The 15,545-nt window shown below is 45.4% G+C and carries 11 protein-coding genes; 6 read left to right on the forward strand and 5 right to left on the reverse strand.

All coding sequences use genetic code 11. The features are described from left to right. The first annotated feature begins 40 nt into the window (after positions 1–40). Genes OLMES_RS15335 through OLMES_RS15345 form a run of 3 tightly spaced genes read left to right on the forward strand, consistent with a single transcriptional unit; the run spans position 41 to position 4,864 of the window. Positions 41–3,622, forward strand: a complete 3,582-nt coding sequence (locus tag OLMES_RS15335; protein ID WP_087462072.1) for a tetratricopeptide repeat protein — start codon at positions 41–43, stop codon at positions 3,620–3,622. Next, positions 3,619–4,320, forward strand: a complete 702-nt coding sequence (locus tag OLMES_RS15340) for a glycosyltransferase (RefSeq protein ID WP_087462073.1) — start codon at positions 3,619–3,621, stop codon at positions 4,318–4,320. The genes OLMES_RS15335 and OLMES_RS15340 overlap by 4 nt, the downstream gene beginning before the upstream one ends. 13 nt (positions 4,321–4,333) lie before the next feature. Then, positions 4,334–4,864 carry a methyltransferase domain-containing protein gene (locus OLMES_RS15345; RefSeq protein ID WP_087462074.1) on the forward strand — a complete coding sequence of 177 codons (531 nt, stop codon included), beginning with the start codon at positions 4,334–4,336 and terminating at the stop codon, positions 4,862–4,864. A gap of 118 nt (positions 4,865–4,982) precedes the next feature. On the opposite strand, the gene fliS is transcribed toward OLMES_RS15345, so the two are convergent. The 4 genes from fliS to OLMES_RS28870 form a co-directional block, all read right to left on the reverse strand. Continuing rightward, positions 4,983–5,378 carry a flagellar export chaperone FliS gene (gene fliS / locus OLMES_RS15350; protein WP_087462075.1) on the reverse strand — a complete coding sequence of 132 codons (396 nt, stop codon included), beginning with the start codon at positions 5,376–5,378 and terminating at the stop codon, positions 4,983–4,985. Positions 5,379–5,497: 119 nt separating this feature from the next. Further along, the gene (gene fliD, locus OLMES_RS15355; protein ID WP_087462076.1) at positions 5,498–7,480 is read right to left on the reverse strand and encodes a flagellar filament capping protein FliD; all 1,983 of its coding nucleotides are present in this window, start codon (positions 7,478–7,480) and stop codon (positions 5,498–5,500) included. A gap of 124 nt (positions 7,481–7,604) precedes the next feature. Then, positions 7,605–8,063 (reverse strand): flagellar protein FlaG, encoded by a 459-nt coding sequence (locus OLMES_RS15360; protein WP_087462077.1) that lies wholly within the window; start codon positions 8,061–8,063, stop codon positions 7,605–7,607. 83 nt (positions 8,064–8,146) lie between these two features. Continuing rightward, positions 8,147–10,162: a flagellin N-terminal helical domain-containing protein gene (locus tag OLMES_RS28870; RefSeq protein ID WP_087462078.1), complete on the reverse strand. Its 2,016-nt coding sequence runs from the start codon at positions 10,160–10,162 to the stop codon at positions 8,147–8,149. A 292-nt stretch (positions 10,163–10,454) separates the two neighbouring features. On the opposite strand from OLMES_RS28870, the gene OLMES_RS15370 reads away from it, so the two are divergent. Further along, positions 10,455–11,498 (forward strand): FkbM family methyltransferase, encoded by a 1,044-nt coding sequence (locus tag OLMES_RS15370; protein ID WP_087462079.1) that lies wholly within the window; start codon positions 10,455–10,457, stop codon positions 11,496–11,498. 53 nt (positions 11,499–11,551) lie between these two features. Here the strand turns inward: OLMES_RS15370 and OLMES_RS15375 are convergent, their stop codons facing one another. Continuing rightward, a complete protein-coding gene (locus tag OLMES_RS15375) occupies positions 11,552–12,580 on the reverse strand; it encodes an FkbM family methyltransferase (RefSeq protein ID WP_087462080.1) in 1,029 nt (342 codons plus the stop codon). A 211-nt stretch (positions 12,581–12,791) separates the two neighbouring features. Here OLMES_RS15375 and OLMES_RS15380 point away from each other — a divergent pair, with 211 nt between their 5' ends. Both OLMES_RS15380 and OLMES_RS15385 read left to right on the forward strand, forming a co-directional pair. Next, complete coding sequence (locus OLMES_RS15380) at positions 12,792–14,120, forward strand: UDP-glucose dehydrogenase family protein (protein WP_087462081.1); 1,329 nt, start codon at positions 12,792–12,794, stop codon at positions 14,118–14,120. Between the two features lie 3 nt (positions 14,121–14,123). Beyond that, positions 14,124–15,539: a nucleoside-diphosphate sugar epimerase/dehydratase gene (locus tag OLMES_RS15385; RefSeq protein WP_087462082.1), complete on the forward strand. Its 1,416-nt coding sequence runs from the start codon at positions 14,124–14,126 to the stop codon at positions 15,537–15,539. Positions 15,540–15,545: the final 6 nt, after the last annotated feature.

The following is a 15,545-nucleotide window of genomic DNA, read 5'->3' on the forward strand; positions in this document are numbered from 1 at the left end:
TTACCACACTCATGCTATTCCAAAAAAGTTAAATTTGAAAATGACAGAAAATCTGACGCCTGCCGAAGAACAAAAAGTAGAATTTGCCATCCAACTTGCCCGACAAAACAAAGTTGAAGAGGCGGCAAATATAGCAGAAGAAATGTATGCCAAAGCACCGAGCGACCTGAACGTGATGCTTCTGCTTGCCGAAATCAACATCGCTCTCACAAACTATAGTGCTGCACACGAATTGCTGACACAGTTAACCCAAGCCATTCCGGAGCACCCGAACATCTTGGGTCGATTGGGCTATATTTCAATAAAACTAGAGGACTTCAATGCTGCTCAACATCTACTGGAGAAGAGTACGTCGATAAATCCGGATGCGTTAGAAAATCAGTTTTTTTTAGCACTTGTTTATCAGCATCAAAACAAGTGGCAAGCTGCCAAGCAGATTTATTTAAAATATGGGGGCCAGTTTCACAGCCCACCAGTACTGCAGTATGCCGGGAACGGTTTTTTTGAGGATCGAGATTTCGACAATGCAATAAAATTTTACGAATTAGCATTGAAATCTGATCCCAGTCAATGGCCACTCTACGCCTCATTATCGCAAGCTTTATACGAACAACTTACCCGAGAGGAAACCCCGACCCCAATACAACTCAGCAAAATTCATGAATTTTATCGCCTTGCATCACCACACTTAGAGGCAAACAACGGCCTCATTCAGTTACTTTTCGCCGAAGCAAACGCCCAGAATCTTGAAGGTCACTTTCCTGCAGCGATTACATGTTATCGAAAAATCCTAGAAATGGATTCTGGCAATACGGACACAGAAATAAATCTCGGCGTTGCACTATTGGCTACAAGGCAACTCAAAGAAGGTTGGCGGTATTATCAGAGTCGTAAAAAATATGAGCGAGAAAACACCGGCATTCAAAATATCCTGCAACTCGGTGTCATCAAGCCAGAGTGGCAAGGCCAGCCTATACCGGGAAAAACACTGTTGGTCACTTCAGAGCAAGGTATTGGCGACCATATATTACATGCCCAACACTTACTCGCACTTTCGGAATCTGATACAAGGATAATACTCACCTGTAACACAAAGTTGGTCAGTCTTTTTAAACGGTCATTCCCTCAATTTACCGTGCTATCAGATCAAGAACAGATCCCTGTAGAACACCTCAAAACAATCGATTACTACACCACCTTGATCGACATTCCTGAAAAAGCAGGCGTGGATCTCGATGACTATACTGCACCGAATGCATATCTTAACCCCGATCCCTCCCTGTCACAGAAAATTAAACAGGATTACCAAAATCGCTTTAATAAGCCGACGGTCGGTATCGCTTGGAAAAGCCTTGCTACAACAGGCGGACTGAAGTCTATTCCACTGGAACAACTGACACCTCTCCTTAGACTACCTCAGGTGCAATTCATTTCACTTCAATACGATGCTACGGTAAGTGATATTGAGGAGTTCAATCGAAAGCAGAATACTTCGCTCTATGTAGATAATAGCTTTGACCCATACGAAGATATTGAGCACGCTGCCGCGCAGATTGATGCCGTAAATTTAGTGATATCCATTTCAAATGCATGCGTACATCTGGCCGGCTCAATGGGAAAACCAGTCTGGTTACTTCTTCACACGAAACCTATTTGGCATTGGTTTAGCGATGGTAAAACTTCTCCGTGGTATCCCTCAATAGAAACGTTCCGGCAAAATGAGCCACTAAAGTGGGACAGCGTGATCACCGAAGTAAAAAATCGTTTACAAAATCATCTGGAAAAAAAATTACCCTTTGAACCAAAACACCTTTTAAACACAGAAACTCCAATTCAATCTACAACGCCGCATCAAACACTCAAAACAGAATCCGGAATTGACCCTTCAGTTGTTGCGCGAGCATATACTTTTTTGAATGAGAATAAATTGGCTGATGCGAACAAAATTATACGTAAGCTATGTACAGAGCGACCTAACGACCCCGAGTGTCTGTTACTCCAGGCTGAACAGCTTTACTTGGAAAACAACTTTCACGCAGCCATTTCATTACTACGAGATTCCTGCGAACAATATCCTAACAATGGCCATTTGCTTGGTCGACTAGCATATGGGTTACTAAAAACCAATGAACTAAACGAAGCCAAACCCATTTTAGAAAAAAGTACTCAACTTAATCCTGAAAAAATTGACAACCAACTTTACCTTGCGGTTTTATACCAGCAAGTTGGCGAATGGGAAGCCGCCGCCTCGCTTTACAAAACCTACGCAGAATTGTTTGATAGTGCCCCGGTGCTGTGTCAAGCTGCCTCTGGCTTTCTGAGCGAAAATGACATCGTGACCGCTAAAAAGTATTATCGAGTTGCCGCAAAGTCAGATCCGACCATGGTTACAGCCTATATTGGTCTCGCCCAAGCGTTATACGCCGAATTAAATTCAAACCCACACGCCCCGGCAAACCTAATCAATGAAATAAACACAGCTTGCAAAAAGGCTAATACCCTCCCTCTAACAAACAATGAGCAAGTTGATCTTCTGTTGGTCAAGGGAAATACACTCTCATTCGAAGGAAAGTTTCCCGAAGCAATCGAAATTTTCCGAACAGTTCTCAAACTCGATGGGAAAAACAGTGAAGCGAAAAACAACCTAGCATTAGCTTTATTGAGAACAAGGAACTTTTCAGAGGGCTGGCCGTTATTTCGCAAACGGAATGAATTCGCCGCGCAGAATCTGGGTTTAAAAAGCCTGACTAATGCCGGAGTACTAAAACCGGAGTGGGATGAAACCAAAGTCTCAGTCGAGGCATTGTCGGGCAAAACGCTATTGGTAACCTCTGAACAAGGTGTTGGTGATCAGATAATGCATAGCCAACACTTACTCACGCTGTTGGAGCACAACATCAATATCATACTGACCTGTAACCAAAAACTCGTATCACTTTTCCAGAGATCTTTCCCAAATGTAATGGTATTACCAGACAGTCAGCCAATCGCACCCGAATTAATTGGCAATATCGACTACTACAGCTCTTTGATTGATATTGCCCAAAAACTCGCGTTTGACCCATCACACTACAGGTCAACACAAATTTATCTTAAAGCTGATGAGACGTTGGTCAATTCGTTTAAAGACGAATACAGGAAGATATCATCAAAGCCCAAAATAGGCTTGGCATGGCAGAGTCAAACACCCGGCGGGGCTCAAAAATCAATTGAACTCGAACAATTTAAATACCTGATTAAAAATACTAATTTTGACTTTATCAGCATTCAGTACAATGCAGACATTGACGAAATCCAACGGTTTAACCACCATCATCAGACCAATCTTTTCGTCGATAAAAGCTTTAATCCATACACTGATCTTGAGAAAGCTACTGCGCAGATCGCGGCTTTGGATCTCATTATTTCTATTTCAAATGCCAGCGTGCATATCGCAGGTGCTCTCGGTAAACCGGTATGGTTACTCACTCCAACGCGCCCTATGTGGCACTGGTTTGACTCAGGGACAGACTCACCTTGGTATCCAACTATAGAGATTTTTCGACAAGTAACTCCACTCAACTGGACACCAGTCTTAAAACAAATAAAACGCCGACTTAATAAGGTAGGGGAAGAACTATGATCCGAGTATTTATCGGCTATGACCGTGCTGAGCCCGTTGCTTTCAGCGTGCTATCACACAGCATCCATATCCGGGCGTCTGAACCCGTATCGATTACTCCGCTGATGCTGAGCCAACTCGATAACATTTTTAATCGGGAACGAAATCCTTTGCAATCAACGGATTTTTCTTTCAATCGTTTTTTAGTGCCCTATCTGAGCAATTTTGAAGGCTGGTCTATTTTTATGGATTGTGACATGGTGGTATTAGACGATGTTAAAAACTTGTGGGATTTGAAAAACCCGGAATATGCCGTGCAAGTTGTCAAACATGAACATATTCCCAAAGAAGAACACAAGTTTCTGGGACAGGTGCAAACCAAATATGAAAAGAAAAACTGGTCCAGTGTCATGTTGTTTAACAATGCAAAATGTAAAGCATTAACACCGGACTATGTGAATCGAGCTTCTGGTTTGGAATTACACCAATTTAAATGGCTGGAAAACGATGGCTTGATCGGCGAACTCCCCAATCGATGGAACCACCTTGTGGACTATGATCAGCCGAAGGATGATATCGCGCTACTCCACTATACACAGGGTGGTCCTTATTTTGATGCTTATCGAAATTGTGGATACGCCGACGTATGGAATCAAGAAAAAGCACGAATGGATACAGTGTGTCAGAACAAAACTGACAAGCAGGATTTTAAAGTATAAAGAGGTTTAATCCATGGCATTATTTTCTGAAAGCTATCAACAACAGCAACAACAACTCCATGAAGAACGCCCCGACTATGGCGTCGCCTCGGTACAGTTTGCTCCGATGGTTTCCGATTTAATTAACGGGAACAACGTAAAAGAACTTTTGGACTATGGAGCCGGTAAAGGTCGCCTGGCACAGAACTTAAAAGTAAACCATGAAGTTCAAATACAAATGTATGATCCGGGGATGCCACAATATGCAAAAGATCCGCAACCAAAGGAAATGGTTTGCTGTATTGATGTACTGGAACACATCGAACCTGAATACCTGGACAATGTTCTCGCCCACCTCCAGTCACTCACCAAACGAATCGGTTTTTTTACCGTTCATACCGGGCCTGCCGCAAAGGTCTTACCGGATGGCCGAAATGCTCACCTGATTCAACAACCTCCCCGTTGGTGGCTACCCAAGTTTCTGGACCGGTTTGAATTACATCAGTTTAATAAAATGCAGAATGGCTTCTTCGTAGTAGTTGTACCTTTGGCACAACAACCTTGAATCTGGGCACCACAGCCTTGAATCTGAAGGCACACTATAATTCAACAAAAAAAGGAGCCAGTAAGGCTCCTTGTGAAATATGAATATACAGACTTTCTTGGTTAAACCAAGCTGTTTATCAAACCAGTTTCTTTTCAATCACTTCCTGCCGAATGCCGTCCCAGCCCTCTTTCACACTGCGGATGAGGCGGGAACATTCATCGAGAATCTCCAAGCTGTTTTTCACATTGGCTTCAAACAATCTACGTTCAATATAATCGTAAAGCGCTTCGAGATTTGCAGCAACTTCTCCACCTTTTTCGAAATCCAGAAAACCACGCAAACCCGCAACAATTTCAATACTCTTGTTAATCAGATTATTTTTTGCTTCGAAGTCAGCGGCTGTAATTCTGTTTTTTGCCATTGCCATGCGCTGCAGCGCACCATCTAATAAAAGCTGAATCAATTTATGGGGATCGGCATCAACAATACTGGTTTGGGTGCTGACTTGTTGGTACTGATGAGCTGCATTCATAATTCACCTACTTATATGTTTTTGATAACCTGTACTTTTATTATCGACCCCGGAACAAAAAACTTAAGCAAAATATCCCAAAAAACATCATTTTTTTGACGGCTAAAAACACACCGAGGTTACTTATCTGAACTACCTGACAATGATGCCAACTGTGCAGAAATAAAATCCATTGTGCTGTTCAAACGATTTATCCGGATATCCGCAGATGTAAACTGTTTCACCAAACGCTCCCGGAGCGACTCAACCCGCAAATCAAGGCTGGATCGCTCTTTGTCAATTTCGAGCAATTGAGCACTTAAGCCATCCGTTCGTGAAGTCAGCGAGCCGTCGACACCAATCATGCCGGTAAACAAATCAACGAATCGATCTGCAACACCTTTGATGACCGTGACTGTGCCACGATTACCGGTGGTACCACCGGTAATACTCAGGGAAATCCCGTTTGCGTCATCCCCCTCTTTATTTAATGACAGTTGCTGGCCAACCCCGGTCGCGGTTTGACCATTAATAGTTCCGGCAACATCTAAACCATCAGTACCAGCAATCGCATCAATACCCAATTGAGCGAGCGAGTTTGCACTCACGGACGTGAAATCGACCTTGGATGCACTCCCAAACGAGGTTGACGTAAAGGTCAGTTGATTACTGCCGTCAAGCCCGACAACAATTTGCGCTCCCGCATTTTTCAGATTGGTATCTGCGTCAATCTGGGCCTGGATTTCGGTCACTAAATCAGCAGACGTATAGGCTCCCGCGGTCAGAACAATATCCGAAGACTCAGTGCCATCCACACTAATCCGAAAGGTATCATTGTTCGCATCAATGGTGACCCCGGCACTGACATCCACAGTGCCGCTAAAAGCACCATGGGTTGCGAGCTGGGTGATATTTACAGCATAGCTACCAGGCTGGGAGTCGAACGTTTTACTGACGAAATCCACCTGGCTGTCCGAGGTTCTGCCCTGATCTGAAAACAACGCAACCACATCATCCGTGTGATCTTTAAGTGCATCGATGAAGGTGGATCGATCAAACAGGATTTCGCCGGTATCTTTGTTGGTGGACACACCAACATCAACCAAAGACCGAACGTTCGCATTCTCGAGCCCGGGAATGACGCCGCTTAACAAGTTTCGTGTCTGGGAAGAAATTAATCTGACGGTTGAATCACCCAACAAAATGCCAGACGCAGACGGATCGTTGGTATTGTACTCTGTCAGCTCAGTGACCAGGGTTTTCAACTCATTAAACTTCTCTATGAACTCTTCAACCCGATCAGCAACTTTCTCAGAGTCTTCCTCGATTTTAATGGTTGCAGGTGATCCAGCATTAGTGCCGGAAAGCTCAAAAGTGGTTCCGGTCAATAAATCATCGATCGTATTACTGCTACGCGTAATGGGTATCCCGTTGAAATCAAAAGTTGCATCCTGTGCGATCACCGACTCGGTGAGATTATTAGCCGAGCCATTAAAAGCCAGCTGCGACAGCCCTGAAGTATCGAGGTGATTGCCATCACTATCGTTTACAGTCAGGGTCAAGGCATTATCGACACCGGTTTGGTTGGAGTTTATAACTAACTGAAACCCCGAACCATTATTAATAACAGAAGCCGTTACATCTATAGATGATTCGGCATTGATTGATGCCGCCAGGCCTTCAAGCGTGTTATTTGTACCGTCAACAGTAATGTTCACCGACGCAGTGCCCGCCTGGAGTGTTAATGTCCCAGTCCCCAATGTAGTGGTATCTTTGTCTGCAAAGGTTCCAGTGGATACGGTGTGAGCTTGAGCCAATTTGGAGACTTCAAGCGAGTAGGTTCCAGGTTGAGATGAAGAGCCGACCGTCCCGGATATGGAAGCGTTGCTTGAACTGAAGGTGAGTTCGCGTAGTGCGGCAGGGTTGCCTAATGTACGTGCAGGGAGACGAAGGTCAGTGATGGCGCTTCTTAGCTGACCGTATGCAGACAGCTTCGCACTCACCTCTTCTTCTTTGGCGTTCAAGCGCGCTTCTGCAGGTGCCCGTTCGGCAGATGTCAGTTTATCGATCAGTTCGCTGGTAAGAACACCAGATCCAATTCCCACAGAACTAATACTTGCCATTTTTGCTACCCTCGAACCTCTAACCTTATAGTACAGCTATCGGCAAAAAGGGGCAAAACTTTGCCGGTTTTTGCCCCCTAATTTGTTACAAGTTGTAAGCAGCCATTTGAGGATGCCGATTGTACTAAACTTTCATGGTAAACAGACTTAATGGTTCCTCCTGCTGCAAGTTCCGCGCCATATTCAACGCTACTTCATCTGGGATTTGTCTGACCACCTCATTTGTTTTGCGGTCCACCACTTTCACAACCATTCTGCCGGAATCATCATCCACATTGAACTGCAAATCACGTTGAACGGATTGGATATAATCATTCAACTTGGTCACTGCTTGCTCGAGTTTATCCCTTTGCTTTTCAGAACCTTCTTCGGACTGTTTAGATTGTGCAATGGTTTGAGCTGACAATGCGTTTTGTGTGTTCTGCTGCTCTTCTGCCTTGGCTTGCTGATCGGCAACCCGATTTTCCGACGGATTTGCCGCCTGTACGGGTTGTTTCTGAGGTGATAACGCAGCACGACCCGACGTATCCCCCGTTTTTGCCGGGAGCGTCAGGTTCAAATTGCTTGGTTTAATCTCATTCATAGGTCACCTCTATGCTAGTCTAGAAGAAACGCGATCCTGATTCCAGAGAATCAGAACCGCTTTCCTAATTCGACCCGACCTGATTACTGCAGCAGTGACAGTGCTTGCTGTGGTCTTGAGTTAGCCTGTGCCAACACCGAGATACCCGCTTGTTGCAGTACCTGGGTTCTGGACAACTCAGCCGTTTCTGCCGCGAAGTCTGCATCCTGAATTCGAGAGTTCGAAGCTGACAGGTTCTCCCCTTGCACCGCCAGGTTGGAGATTGTCGCTTCGAAGCGGTTTTGAACCGCACCCAACTGGGCTTGAACTCTGGATACCTGGTTGATGGCGTTATCGATACCTTTGATTGCATCGTTGGCACCGGCTACCGTAGAGATATCGATATCCTTCAGCAAGGTACCAGTTTCGCCACCGCCGAACGACCCCACACTAAACCCAGCATTCACGGGGCCTGTGGCATTCGCCGTGCCAATGTTGATCTGACCTGCAGATTCAAGCGTAATCGAAGCACGAGTTGTTGCAGCGGTTAAACCGCCGGATGCAGCACCTACCGCATTAACCTCAATATTACGTCCGTCATCAGCAATCAACTGATACTGGTCGGAATCAACAATTTCAGCTCGAATACCTGTCTGCGCCGATTTCTGGTTAATCGCATCAACGATATTCGACATTTGACCACCGATATCACCTGTCGCCGCTGCGGCTATGTCATTTATCGTTACAGCGTTAAGAATCATACCAGAGACTGCACCCACGGTTACTGCGCCTGACAACACTTGAGTATTCTGTGCAGTCGCAGTTACGCCCGTTTGATCACTCACTCTGTTAATCGCGGCAGCTTTGGATATCGCACTACTATCTTTACTGGTGGACGACGCCACATCATCAGTAGCAAGAGATGCACCGACTGAGACACCGTTGATGGTTAAATCGCCAGCGACGAGAGCTGTTGCTGTTACCGCACCACCATTGACACCACTATTACTTCCGCTGTATGTACCTACTTCAATACCCGCATTCTCTAGTGAATTACCTGTATTACTGCCAATCTCAAAATCAGTACCATCTTCGGAAATCAAACTCACCGTACCAGTAGTGGTACCGGCAGCCGCCAAGCCCCAAGTCGCGCCACTTGATCCGAGTTCAATATTCCGCCCATCTTCTGCAGTGAGCGTGACCCCTGAAGTCAAGTTATTAATATCGATTGAAGCGGTAACACCCGTTTGGCCTGCAAAGGAATTGATCGTATCCGCCACACCCTGTAAATCTGCCGCCAGGTTGGTAGCGGATGCAGAACCTGCAAGTGTCATCGTTACGCCATTAATTGTCAGAGCCCCTGCAGCAGCAACGTTCGCCGTATTGGAACCTTTAATCGTGGTAGCATCAGCAACAGCGGTAACACCACTTTCATCGGAAACCGCATTGATTGCAGCTGCGACCGAGATGGCTGAGCGATCCGCGAGCGTAGTCGAAGCACCGTCACTTGCTGCTGACGCTGCCCCCACACCCACACCATTAATGGTTACGTCACCCGCAATCATTGCGCTAGAAGTCGATGAAGTACTGATACCATTTGACAATGCCGTACCCAGAGTGTCTTGAGTCACCTTCGCAACACTTACACTGATCGTCTCACCCACGTTTGCGCCAGTCTGGAAAACTTTATCCTGGAACGAACCATCCAGTAATTTCTGACCGTTAAAGTTGGTTTTTTCAGAGATTGCCGCAATCTCCGATTTCAGCTGATCAACCTCTTCCTGAAGCGATGAACGCTCCAAGTCGGTGTTTGAACCGTTAGCCGATTGCAGTGCCAGCTCACGAATACGCTGTAAGCTGTCGCGCATACTGTTTAATGCGCCCTCAGCGGTTTGAGCCAGAGACACCCCGTCACCTGCGTTTCGGCTTGCCACATTGGTACCACGAATTTGAGCGGTTAACCGGTTAGAGATCGCCAGACCCGCCGCGTCGTCTTTCGCACCGTTGATCCGTAAACCGGAAGAAAGTCTTTGCAGCGCTTGGTCACCCGCCCGCTGTGAATTGTCCAGGTTACGCTGTGCGCTAATGGAGGCAAGGTTCGTATTAATTATTTGAGGCATTTCGCTTCTCCTATCTATTCCCAATCAGAATCAAGTGATTGCATGAGAGGCTAACGCATGCCAGCATTTGCTTTAGAACGCAGTGCGCTACACCTGATATTTCGTTTAACGGCAGGGGAAGGAGAAGCTTTAGTAACAAATTTTATTTTGTGTGTAACGGTTTGTAAAAAGCACTCAGAATCACGATAAACCTGGGCTCACAAGGGATTTTTCTATTCCTTATGCAAATATGGTATAAACAATTGAATTAAGACTTCATCGGGTTTATTAAAATTTCCTTGAGGAGCAGTTTATGGAGTTCAAGACGACCTTTACCCAAATGACTCAACACATTGTAGAGTCAGGGGTACTCAGATCCAATCCGTTTATTTTACTGGACGTTGGGTGCAGCGGAGGCATCGCGTCACTCTGGCGATTATTTGGAACATCCCTCAGAGCAATTGGTGTCGACCCAGTTAAAAGCGAAATAAATCGCTTGAACAACACTGAATCCTTCGAGGGCGTAAATTACCGCAGCGCGTATATTGGTTTACCAGATTCCCACCCCATTGTCGTTGCGAGAGAAGGCGGCGAGCCATGGGGCGGCAACCCCTGGAATCGCTTATCTGCTCATGTGGCGGCTGAAATCATTAGACAAAAGAATGAAGTAGAGAACAAACTCACCACGTTAAACGATTGGCAGAATTCAGATCTCGTGCATCAAGAACAAAAACTGACGGTTGATGAGCTGGTAAATCGAGAAAACCTTGAGGATCTGGATTTTATAAAAATCGACATTGACGGGTATGACTTAGACGTGATCTATTCCGCGATGAATGTAATGAATGCTGCCCCGGTTTTAGGCTTCACGCTGGAAGTAAATTATTTTGGCAGCACGTCTAATAGCGATCATACCTTTCACAATACAGACCGCTTAATGCGCGAATCTGGGTTCGACTTGTTTGATCTTTCTGTCCGCCGATACTCCAGTTCAGCACTGCCCGCCCCCTTCACTCATCGCTGCCCTGCCCAGACACACTATGGTCGCCCACTGCAGGGTGATGCACTGTATCTGAGAGACCCAATGTCAAAGGGCACACGCAAAGCCCCCATTTGCCCTGACCTCGATGCCCTAAAAACACTTAAACTAGCCTGTTTGTTTGAACTGTTCGGCTTACCTGACCACGCGGCGGAACTTATCATTGGACAACGTGATAAAATCACAACCCTCTGCCCCACTGGAGACTTGCTCGATACGTTAACACAGGAAACAGGAATCAATTATAAAGACTATCAAAGCTACATGCAGGCCTTTGAGACTGACCCGACTCAACTCTACCCAGCACGAAAAAAATGAAGCGGTTAAGATCCTTCAGATAGATGCCGCTTCATTTGATTCCGCCTAATTGGTTATTCTGGAGGATAGAAATTTCCCGGGTTTTCCTGAAACTTCGCCATATAACTATCGTAATCGTTTATTCCCCATGGGTTATCGGGCACCAGGAGATTTAGTACAGTTTTATAGTCCACACCGGGTATGACATAGTTCTGCTTCACTAATTTTTGAACCAGTCCGGCAACACTGTCTTCCTGACCGAAAAGCCCCAACACCATCATCATTTTTAAAAGCTTGTGATGGTTGTTATGAGCGATCCATTTATCGGTGTAAGCTGATTCAACATCAATCCCCCGCACATACAGTGCATCACACCACTGGACCTGGCCCTGCCTGGTTTGTGCAGGAATCCGGTAATAAAACTCACCTGGTAATGCGGCATTTGTGTAATGCCAGCAGTCCAGATCAAAAAGCGTAAAGCCCAGTCCCCGGAGGTATAAATCAATATTGCTGAAAATACTGGCATGCGGATGCAAACTACCGTGGAACTGGCATTCAACCTGAACACCGATAACGTCACCCTGACTCAACAGTTTTTCTGCGCCACGTAATACAAAATAATCATGCCCGTCTGTATCCACTTTTAAAAAATCAACGTTATAACGCTCGTCTTGAACCAGATAAGTATCCAATGACATTCTATGACTGGAATGCACCACGGCTGAGCCACTATTAAAATACTGTTCGGTGTAATTCAGTGACATTAAGTCTGCAGCTTTTTGAGCACTGGTTTGGTGAAAAGATTGATTATTGCCGTAGCCCTTATTATCAATAGCAGAAGCAACTCCATCATTTTCACAGGTCAACCAAGCATCGACGTACTTAAATCTTGGGTTATTTTCAACGTCGTTCAGCCGGTTTATCTCGCTGACCAGCGGGTCAAAACCTACTCCTTGCAAGTTTGGTTCAAATTGCCTCCAAATATCTTCAATACCACCACTGGCGCCAACATCCATCAGCGTAAAATCACATCCGCGACTTATTTCCAGGCTTTGTAGATACGCTATCAATCTGGATTGGTAGCGACAATGTTGCATGGCCATTCTTATTCCCCCTTAAACAAAACTGAATCATTTACATTTATTTCTATTTTTTCTTGTTGAATCAACTACACTTTTCCTTAACTGGATAATAGACTAAGATTCCAACGTAACTCTGCTGATTAACAAGATAAAAAACAATCGCATGTGCTCTGAACCCTGAGTTTAATTAGCCGATCCCGGACTGTAAAAAAGAAACTGTAATATTTGAAATATGAAAAACCTGAATTTATCTGTCATCGGCCTCGGTAAGCTTGGATCGCCTATGGCAGCAGTATTTGCCAAAAAGGGCTTCAACGTAATCGGCCTTGATGTTAATCCCGAATTTGTCTCCAAAATCAACGCCGGCACAGCCCCTCTGCAGGAGACACAGCTGCAAGAGTACGTCAATAGCGGAAAAGCAAATCTACGTGCTACAACTGACTATGATGATGCGATAAAAAACAGCGATATTACATTCATAATTCTACCCACACCGAGTGATGATAGTGGCTTCTTCTCAAATGATTATGTACTCAGCTCGGTAACCAAAATCGGAGCGGCGTTAAGATCCAAAACAGGTTATCACCTTGTTGTAATCACCAGCACAACTATGCCGGGTGCCACTAACGGTATCATTCGGGAAACACTTGAAAAGTCATCCGGTCGAAAGCTGGGGCCAAACCTCGGGCTGTGCTATAGCCCCGAGTTTATCGCTTTAGGAAGTGTTATCAAGAATATGCTCAACCCCGACTTCATCCTGATTGGAGAATCGGATCGGCAGGCTGGAGACGTACTGCAGTCCATTTACTCGCAAACCTGTGAAAACACGCCACTCATAAAACGCATGACTTTCACAAGCGCTGAACTTACAAAGTTGTGTGTTAATACATTTGTCACGACGAAAATTTCATTTGCCAACATGGTGGCTGAGTATTGCGAACATTTGGAAGGCGCAGAAGCTGAAATCGTTATGGATGCGGTTGGAAGCGATTCGAGAATTGGTAAGAAGTACCTGCAAGGTGCAATAGGGTATGGCGGCCCCTGTTTCCCGAGAGACAATCGTGCATTCTATGCACTGGGACAGGAGTTCGGTTTGCAAGCGGATCTGGCTAAAGCCTCTGATACGATAAACAATCACCAGGTTGTCAGACTTAAAAAAACCATAAACCAAATCGCACAGAACAAACATACAGTCGCGATCCTGGGACTCGCTTACAAACCTGAAACTGATGTTGCTGAGGAAAGCCAGGGCGTTTTGCTTGCCAATATTCTGTGCAATGATGGGTATTCAGTCACAGTATTTGATCCAATGGCTGTGCTTAACAGTAAAAAACTGCTGGATAACCAAATTAATATCGCGCAGGATCTCGAAGATGCACTCAAAAACAACGAAGTCATCGTGATCACGACACCTTGGGCTCAATTTTCGGCACTGCCCGATCTAATTGATGCCACTCGAGCCCGCATAATCATTGACCCCTGGCGAGTTATTAATCCCGAGCAACTTCCTGAAACTGTTCTTCTGATCACAATGGGCAGAACGTTACAATCCAAACCGTAATTCATGGATAACAACCTACTCCCACAACTTACCGTATTCACAACCTGCAAACCATTTGTCGGTGAAATTGCTGCAATGCAACGAAATGCGATCTACAGCTGGCAAGCGCTTGGCCTGAAGATCGTGCTGATCGGAAACGATTTGGGTACAGCGAAAGTCGCAGCTGAAACCGGAGCCGTTCACATTGCCGACGTATTATCGACTCCCGGCGGTATACCATTGGTCAGCTCTTTGTTCGGGACCGCGCAACAGAATACAGATACTGCTTTTTTGGCCTACCTGAATTCTGATATCATTCTACTCCCGAATTTTATTGAAGCCCTGACTCCATTACTCCTATCCCCAGAGCCGAATGCAAATCTGTTACTCAGCGCGCGTCGCATCAATATTCCACTGAGTGAGCTGATTGTTAATCAACAGCCAGATTGGCAAAGGGAACTCGACAAACGTTGCTCAGACTTTGGCAGCTGGGATTATCCCAACGCCGTCGACTTGTTTCTTTTTAACCGCGATTTATATCGGGATATACCGGATTTCGCCATCGGCAGAATGCAATGGGATAACTGGTTAATCTGGAGTGCTAGACAAGCAGGTGCCAAGGTCATTGATGCATCACTTGATTTCGCACTGATACACCCCGTACATGGTTATGCTATACACAGTCAGGGCTGGCAGGAAATTACGCAAGGTGCTGATTCACAGATGAACCGGAAATTAGCCAAAAACCAACTCCTCGAACTCGAATCGGGCAGTACCCACCTACTTGAACATGGGGAACTGATACCGAACGACGCCCAAAACCGCAAAAAAATCGCAAATACCTGCAAACCATCTCCGACTAAAGAGTTATTAGGTACACTGAAATACTTATCCGTTAACACTCATAGGGTAAATCAATCCGTCACTCATCAACCACGGAACCTGCAACAGGCGATCGATACTATTCGCACTCTACTCTATCGCCATAAAGAGTTCGTTCCGCAAAAAATCGACAGCTTAGCAAGTGAGGAAGAGTTTGATCAATGTATTACCAGGTCATTAGATTATATGGAAACAAGGGGCTTAGACGCCGCACTACACGCCCTACAAAGCCTAGTGGCCAAACCACTACTCGAACTGCTAAAACAGGTAGAACGTTCGGGTAGACCTATCGTAATTTGGGGGGCAGGCCAACTCGGTATTAGGTTAAAAGCCTTGCTAAATCGTCACCAGTTAGTGGTAAGCGGTTTTGTTGATACTGACCCAAACAAAAAAGGGTTAAAGATTGAATGCGTACCTGTGCTGGCCAAGTCCTGGAAAGAATTGATGCCCCTTATGTCCGCCAAGCCATATGTGCTGATCGGCTCAATGTACTTTTCAGAAATTGAAAAACAGTTAAAGCAACATGGCTTAAGCCCCAATGAAGACTATTCAGGGTAGCGATGC

Origin of the sequence: Oleiphilus messinensis (assembly GCF_002162375.1) — a bacterium.
GTDB classification, from domain to species: domain Bacteria; phylum Pseudomonadota; class Gammaproteobacteria; order Pseudomonadales; family Oleiphilaceae; genus Oleiphilus; species Oleiphilus messinensis.